Below are 6,375 nucleotides of genomic sequence, written 5' to 3'. Positions count from 1 at the left end.
GGGCGGTTGCCCGCACGGGCGGCGGCGTTCTCGGCGCGCACCTCGGCGATGTTCTTGACGTCGCCCTTGTAGATCCAGACCACCCCCGCCGGACACCTGCGGGACCGCGGCACGCCGGTCGGGACTCCGTCCGGCCCCGTGCAGTCAGCCGACCGGCTCCTCCTCGGCCGGCCGGCCCGCCGCCGTCACGTCGAGGGTCACCGGCGTGCCGCGCTCGACGGTGCGGCTCACCGTGCACTGCCCGGCCACCGCGGTGCGCACCGCCTGCACCACCCGCTCGCGGGTGGCGTCGTCCAGCCCGGAGAGGTCCACCTCCAGGCCGACGTGCAACGCGTCGTACTCGTGGCTGCCCGGGCGGCGGTCGGCCCCCGCGGTCGCCACGATCCGGGCGTCCTCACCGGCCCGCCGGACCACCAGTTCCTCGACGGTGACGGCCGCGCAGCCCGCCGCGGCCAGTTGCAGCAGCTCGCCCGGCGTGAACGAGCCCTCGCCGCCGACCCGTCCCAGCCGCACCACCGCTCCGCGTCCGTTACGCGCCGTGAACTGGTGAGTCCCGGTCCGCTCGATCTCCAGGTCCGCCATGGCTACTCCTCGCGCTCGCATCTGTCACCGGACCACCAACCGAGACGGTCCCGGGTTTGTTCCGTGAGACGCGGTTGCCCTCGCCACGTGCAGGAATGAAGCTGACGGCCGTCGGGTTCGGCAGATCGTCGAACCTGCCCTTGCCGTCCGCCCCGCACCAGGAGTCACCATGCCCCAAGAGCCGTCCCTCCGGCGGACACTCTCCGTCAGGGACCTCGTCGTCTACGGCCTGCTGTTCATCGGCCCCACCGCGCCGATGGGGGTCTTCGGCGTCCTGGACGCCGGCAGCGGCGGGGCGAGCGCGCTGGTGTTCGTCGTGGCCACCGTGGCCATGGGCTTCACCGCGTGGTCCTACGCCCGCATGTCCCGGGCCGTGCCCAGGGCCGGTTCGGTGTCGGCCTACGCCACGGCCGGCCTGGGGCGCCTTCCCGGTTTCCTGGCGGGCTGGATGGCGAGCCTGGACTACCTCTTCATACCCGCTGTCGCAGCGCTCTTCTGCGGTATCGCCACCCACTCGCTGGTGCCCGCCGTGCCGGCCTGGCTCGCGACCGGCGCCGGCATCCTCCTGTTCACCGCCCTGAACCTGGCCGGGGTCGGCGTCGCAGCGCGCATCGGCCTGGTCGTGCTGCTGGTCGAGGTCGCCGTCCTCCTGGTGTTCGTGGTCGGGGCGGTCGTGGTGCTCGTGCACGAGGGACCGAGCCGCGGCTGGCTCACCCCGTTCACCGGCACCGGCGGGTTCGCGCCCAGCGGAGTGCTCGGAGCGGTGTCGGTGGCGGTGCTCTCGTTCCTGGGGTTCGACGCGATCGCCACCTTCGCGGAGGAGAACACCGGCGAGCCCCGCCAGGTCGGTCGGGCCGTCCTGTTCTGCCTGGTCCTGGCCGGACTGCTGTTCGTCCTCCAGACCTACCTCGCCGACCTGCTCGACGACGTCTCCCCCGCGTACCTCGCGGCGCACCCCGCCGAGCAGGGCACCGCGTTCTACACCCTGTTGCGTTCCGCCATCGGCGGCTGGTTCGGCACCACGGTCAGCGCGGTGAAGGCGGTCGGCCCCGTCTTCTCCGCCCTCGTCGCCCAGGCCGCCGCTGGCCGGCTGCTGTACGGCATGGCCCGCCAGGGCCACCTGCCGGCCTGGCTGGCCCGGGTCGACGCGCGCACCCGCACCCCGCGGGCCGCGATCCTGCTGTCGGCCGGCGCCACGCTGGTGCTCGCCGTGTGGGCCGCCACCCGTCCCGACGGCCTGGAGACGCTGTCCTCCATGGTGAGCGTCGGCGCGCTCGTCGCCTTCGTCCTGCTGCACGCCTCGGTGGTCGGCTACTTCGCGGTGCGGGGTGCCTCCCGTGCCGCGGGCGCCGGCCGGCGCGCGGCAGCCGTGGCAGTGCCCGTGGCGGGCGCCGCCATCATCGCGGCGCTGCTGGTGACGGCGAGCCGGCTCGCGCTCGTGGTGGCCGCCTGCTGGCTGGCGCTGGGCCTCCTCACCGCACTCGCCCGGCACTTCGGGCGAGGACGTGACCGCCGGGCCGGAGCGCAGACCTCCGAGGCGCCCACGGCCTCGATCTGAGTGGCCACCCGCTCCGCGCGCCCGACTGTCGGACCTGTGGGGCACACTCGGGCCAAGGGGGCCTTGCCATATGCCCGCCCGGGCCGCGTGGTCTGGCACCGCACCTCGCGGCGTTGCCGAAAAGCCCTGGTAGCTCCGCTACGAGGCTTCTCCGGCGCCTTGTGGTGCACGGCACCGGACCACGCGACCTCATCGGACGCTCATATGGCAAGGGCCCCCAAGTGGGTGGAGAGGGTGGTGACATGGCCGGAGGCGGAGGGCCGCGGGATGCGGCCTTCGTACCCCGTACGGGTGAGGAGCGGCTCGGCACGGTGGCCGGGCCAGGACGGGCCGCCGCGCTGCGTACGGCGGTGGCCGGGCTGCGCGAGGTCCGGCGGCTGACCGGCGCCGGCGCCGGACCCGCCGCCTGGGAGCGCAACCAGCCGCTCCGGGCGGTCAGCCTGGTCCTGGAGGCCGAAGGGTGCCCGCCCTCCGCCGTCGACGAGGGCGGTGAGCGGGCCGCCACCGGCTACCGGGTCGGCCCGGGCGGGGAAGGCGGGGCGGTGGTGGTGCGCTGGTCGGGACCGCACGGCAGCGGCGCGCGCCACGAGGAGCGGCAACGGCTGCGGGAGTGCGCGCGGACGCTGCGCCGCTGGGGGTTCGAGGCGCTGGAGGTGCGGGGGCCGGGCGGCCGGTACCACCTGGAGGTCGAGCCCCGGGGCTGAGGCAGCGGGGCTCGGCCCGGGCAGCGGGCCCGGCCGGGTCCTTCCCGCGGCCTCGCCGTCAGACTGCCGAGGTCCGGCACTCCGGGTGGCCCCAGCTGCTGCCGACCTTGGCGATGGACTCGCCCGCCGCGTAGGACCGGCCGCACGAACACCGGCCGGGGAACTTGGCCTTGAGGACGCGCCCGCCCCCGGACCGCCCGCCCCCGGACCGGGTCGCGCCACCGGCGGAGCCGCCACCGCTCCTGCTCGTCCGCTTCGCCTCGCCCCTGCCGGGCTCCGTGCGGGAGGTGCTGGGCACCGGCATGTCCGGGGTGCCGTGGGCGGTCCCGGCCGGCTCCTGCGTGACGGCCACCTCGCTGGCGGCCTGGTCGGCGATGGCGTTGAGCAGGTCGCCGTCCACGCGGTGCGCCGGGACGTAGCGGAACTCCACCGGCCGACCGGTGAGCAGCGCGTCGATGCCCTCGACCAGCTCACGGTTGGCCACCGGCTTCCCGGCGGCGGTCTTCCACCCCCTGCGGCGCCAGCCGGGCAGCCACTCGGTCACCGCCTTCATGGCGTACTGCGAGTCCATCCGGACCTCCAGCGCGACGCCGGGGTTCGTGCTCTCCAGCAGGCGCAGCAGCGCGGTCAGCTCGGCCACGTTGTTGGTCGCGGTGCCCAGCGGGCCGGCCTCCCAGCGCTGGGGCCGTCCCTCGGCGTCGGCGACGACCCAGGCCCAGGCGGCGGGTCCGGGATTGCCCTTGCACGCCCCGTCACAGGCGGCGATGATGCGATCTGACATCCCTCGATCATGCCAGGGCCGGCGGGGTGCCCGGTACGCCCGGGGGCCCGGCCGCCGCCCGCCGCCTCACCCGGTGGAGGTGCTCCCGTCCCGCGGCGTGCCACCCCAGGCGGGCACGCTCGCCAACCGGCCCTCCAGGAGCACCAGCAGCTCGCCCAGTGACCGGGCCAGCCGTTCCTGGTCACCGTGGCTGATCCCGGCCAGCAGCGCCGCCTCGTAGCGGAGCTGTTCGGGCAGGAGCCGGTCGATGACCTCGCGGCCCTGCTCGGTGAGCGAGAGATGGGTGACGCGCCGGTCCCGGTCGTCGGGGCGGCGGGAGACCAGGCCGCGCTGCTCCAGCTCGCGCAGCCGCTTGGTCACGGCGGCGCCCGAGGCGAAGGTCTCCCGGGCGATCTGCCCCGGGGTGAGTTCCCGGTCGGTGCGGCGCAGTGTGCCCAGCACGTCGAACTCCGGACGGGTGAGGTGCTCGTCCCGCAGCGGTGCGTCCGCCGCCTGCTGCAGCAGCGCCGCACACCGGTTGAGGCGGCCGATGACCGCCATGGGTGCGACGTCCAGCTCGGGACGTACTCGCTGCCACTGGCGCAGTACGCCGGCGACGATGTCCTCGCTCACCCGTGCTCTCCTCTCCTGCCGTTCCCGCCGCGGTGGTTGCGGCGGGAACGGGCCTGCGGGGCTGCTGCGTTCCCTCACGCCGGGTGGGCGACTGCCGTGGGCGGCGCGAGGAGGTGTTCCGCTACCCGCCCCGGCCACTGCCGGCCGCCGGTGCGGGCGTCCATTGTGCCGGGGCGCGGTCCCGGCCCCGCGTGGGGAGGGGGCGCCGCGGAGGGTCCGGCGCGGCGGGCTGGCTCAGTGCCAGTGCCAGCGTGTGGTGGGCGTCCCGTTCGACGCGGGCCGTCTCCGCGACGGGCAGGTCGTGCTGGCGCCACTCGCCGGTGGCCACGTCCACCGCGTCACGCAGCTCCAGCAACGCGGTGACAAGGCGGTCCCGGGCCCGCTCCGACGCGCCGGGGCCCACCGGCGGCAGGGCCGGGCGACCGCCGCCCGGTACGGCCACCGGGTAAGCCGGACCGGCGGGCGGTGCCGCGAGGAGGTCACGGACCGCGGCCTCGGCGCGGACCACCCCGCGCAGCGCGACCTGGACGCGGTGGCCGGCCCGCCGGTTGGTCACCAGCAGGCAGCAGCACACGCCCACGGCCGCGCCCACCACGGTGTCGGTCCAGCGGTCCCCGACCAGCACCCTGGCCGGCAGGGGGTTGCCGAACGAGGTGATCAGCAGCGCCATGGGGGTGACCCAGAGCGACCCCAGCCAGTAGTTGCGGGTGATGCAGGCCTCCGCGCCGAACTGGCAGGCCAGGGCGAGCACCACCATCGCCACCTGACCGGTGTGCACCAGCGGCAGCAGCGCGGTGAAGAGCGCCAGCCCCAGCAGGTTGCCGAGGGTACGTTGCAGGGCCCGCTGCCAGGTGAGGGTGGAGTTGGCCTGGAAGACGGAGGCCGCCGTGACCACCGCCCAGTAGGGGTGGCCGACGCCGAGGAGCAGGGAGGCCCAGCCGGCCAGAGCGCAGCCCGCCAGCGCGCGGGCCCCTATCGGCCACACCGGGGCCCCGGGGGAGAGGCGGCTGAGGACCGGGCGGAGGCCGCGGGGCGGCGCAGTGCGGGGCGGGCGGCTCGGAGCGAGCGGTGTCCGCGCTGCGGGCCGGGGCGCGGCGGGCGCGGGGTGCGGGGCGCCGCTCCGCAGCGCACGGGCCTGCGCGGCGAGGTCTTCCGGGGTGGCGGCGCTGGTCTGCCCGAGGGTCGTCTCCGCCCGGACCAGCGCCGCTTCCAGGGCCGTCCAGCCGGTGCGGGCGGTGACGGAGCGCGGGGTGACCAGGAGCAGGCAGTGCCAGGCCGCGTTCACGGCCGCGGCGGTCGCACGGCGGGCCGCGGCCACGTCCGGAGCGGCGAGTTCCCGTTCCCGGGCGAGCACGGCGGCGGCCTCCAGGGACCGGGCGACCGCGATCCGCTCCGGCCCGTCCCGGCGCACCAGCGCCGGTGCCATGCACACCGCCCAGGCGAGCGCACCCGAGACGAGCGCGAGCGCCAGGTGGAAGGGGAGCTGCCCGGGTGACTGCGGCACGAAGAAGGCCGAGGCGGTGATGAAGGTGAGGATCAGGTTGCCCGGCGGGCCGATCCGGGTGGCCTCGCACCCCACCTTGTGCGCCGCCGCCAGGACGGAGGCGAGCAGCACCAGGACGACCGGCGGCAGGGCCAGTGCGGCAGCCACGAGGGCGGTGGCCACGCTCGCGACCATGGCGAGCACGACCCAGGCCACCGTCCGGGCCCGTGCCGCGTACGGCAGCCCGTGGCCGTACAGGGCGCACATCGCGCCCGCCGAGGTGTACAGCACCAGGTCGAGCCGGCCGCTGAGCAGCAACGCCACGTCCGGCAGCCCGAGCGCCACCACGGCGCTGACCGCCGGCTTGTGCCAGATGTCGACGGGCCGGCGCAGCCGCAGCCCCGTCACCGACAGTGTGCGGGCGCACAGGGCGCGCCCTGCCCGTGTGAGACCGGAGGAGGCCCTCCGCGCGTGCTTGCCCATACGACAAGGTTACCAAGTGTTTTACAAGTGAAATACATGGATGCTTTCGAGGGTGCTGCGGTCCTCGCTGCGGGCGGTCCGAGTGGCAGGGGCAGCCATGGACAGCCGGCAGCGGACGGGCAGGGCGGGCGCGGGCAGTGGACGGGCCCGACGCGGGTGGCTGCACCGCGTC

6 protein-coding genes and 1 pseudogene are annotated in these 6,375 nt (G+C 75.7%); 2 read left to right on the top strand and 5 right to left on the bottom strand.

The window, feature by feature from the left end; translation table 11 throughout:
• Positions 1-80 (bottom strand): annotated as a pseudogene (locus tag ACFV3R_RS30770) (30S ribosomal protein S3); the annotation flags it as partial.
• A gap of 64 nt (positions 81-144) precedes the next feature.
• Positions 145-582, bottom strand: a complete 438-nt coding sequence (locus ACFV3R_RS30765; RefSeq protein WP_385589988.1) for an OsmC family protein — start codon at positions 580-582, stop codon at positions 145-147.
• A 169-nt stretch (positions 583-751) separates the two neighbouring features.
• Between ACFV3R_RS30765 and ACFV3R_RS30760 the strand changes: the two genes are divergently transcribed.
• Both ACFV3R_RS30760 and ACFV3R_RS30755 read left to right on the top strand, forming a co-directional pair.
• A complete protein-coding gene (locus ACFV3R_RS30760) occupies positions 752-2,140 on the top strand; it encodes an APC family permease (protein ID WP_385589986.1) in 1,389 nt (462 codons plus the stop codon).
• Between the two features lie 242 nt (positions 2,141-2,382).
• Entirely contained in the window at positions 2,383-2,844 is a 462-nt protein-coding gene (locus ACFV3R_RS30755; protein WP_385589984.1) for a hypothetical protein, read from the top strand.
• Positions 2,845-2,902: 58 nt separating this feature from the next.
• Here the strand turns inward: ACFV3R_RS30755 and ACFV3R_RS30750 are convergent, their stop codons facing one another.
• From ACFV3R_RS30750 to ACFV3R_RS30740, 3 genes are all read right to left on the bottom strand, one after another.
• On the bottom strand, positions 2,903-3,625 hold the full coding sequence (locus ACFV3R_RS30750; RefSeq protein ID WP_385589982.1) for a ribonuclease H: 723 nt from the start codon (positions 3,623-3,625) through the stop codon (positions 2,903-2,905).
• 66 nt (positions 3,626-3,691) lie between these two features.
• A complete protein-coding gene (locus ACFV3R_RS30745; RefSeq protein ID WP_385589980.1) occupies positions 3,692-4,237 on the bottom strand; it encodes a MarR family transcriptional regulator in 546 nt (181 codons plus the stop codon).
• A gap of 121 nt (positions 4,238-4,358) precedes the next feature.
• Positions 4,359-6,203, bottom strand: coding sequence for an FUSC family protein (locus ACFV3R_RS30740; RefSeq protein ID WP_385589978.1), 1,845 nt, complete (start codon positions 6,201-6,203; stop codon positions 4,359-4,361).
• Between the last annotated feature and the right edge of the window lie 172 nt (positions 6,204-6,375).

The organism is Streptomyces sp. NPDC059740 (genome assembly GCF_042733155.1).
Lineage (GTDB): Bacteria > Actinomycetota > Actinomycetes > Streptomycetales > Streptomycetaceae > Streptomyces.
This window is presented reverse-complemented; position numbering and strand designations above follow the sequence as displayed.

Excerpts from the sequence above, each read along its gene's own strand:
- ACFV3R_RS30765 (WP_385589988.1), bottom strand. The coding sequence starts at position 582 with ATGGCGGACCTGGAGATCGAGCGGACCGGGACTCACCAGTTCACGGCG.
- ACFV3R_RS30760 (WP_385589986.1), top strand. The coding sequence starts at position 752 with ATGCCCCAAGAGCCGTCCCTCCGGCGGACACTCTCCGTCAGGGACCTC.
- ACFV3R_RS30755 (WP_385589984.1), top strand. The coding sequence starts at position 2,383 with ATGGCCGGAGGCGGAGGGCCGCGGGATGCGGCCTTCGTACCCCGTACG.
- ACFV3R_RS30750 (WP_385589982.1), bottom strand. The coding sequence starts at position 3,625 with ATGTCAGATCGCATCATCGCCGCCTGTGACGGGGCGTGCAAGGGCAAT.
- ACFV3R_RS30740 (WP_385589978.1), bottom strand. The coding sequence starts at position 6,203 with ATGGGCAAGCACGCGCGGAGGGCCTCCTCCGGTCTCACACGGGCAGGG.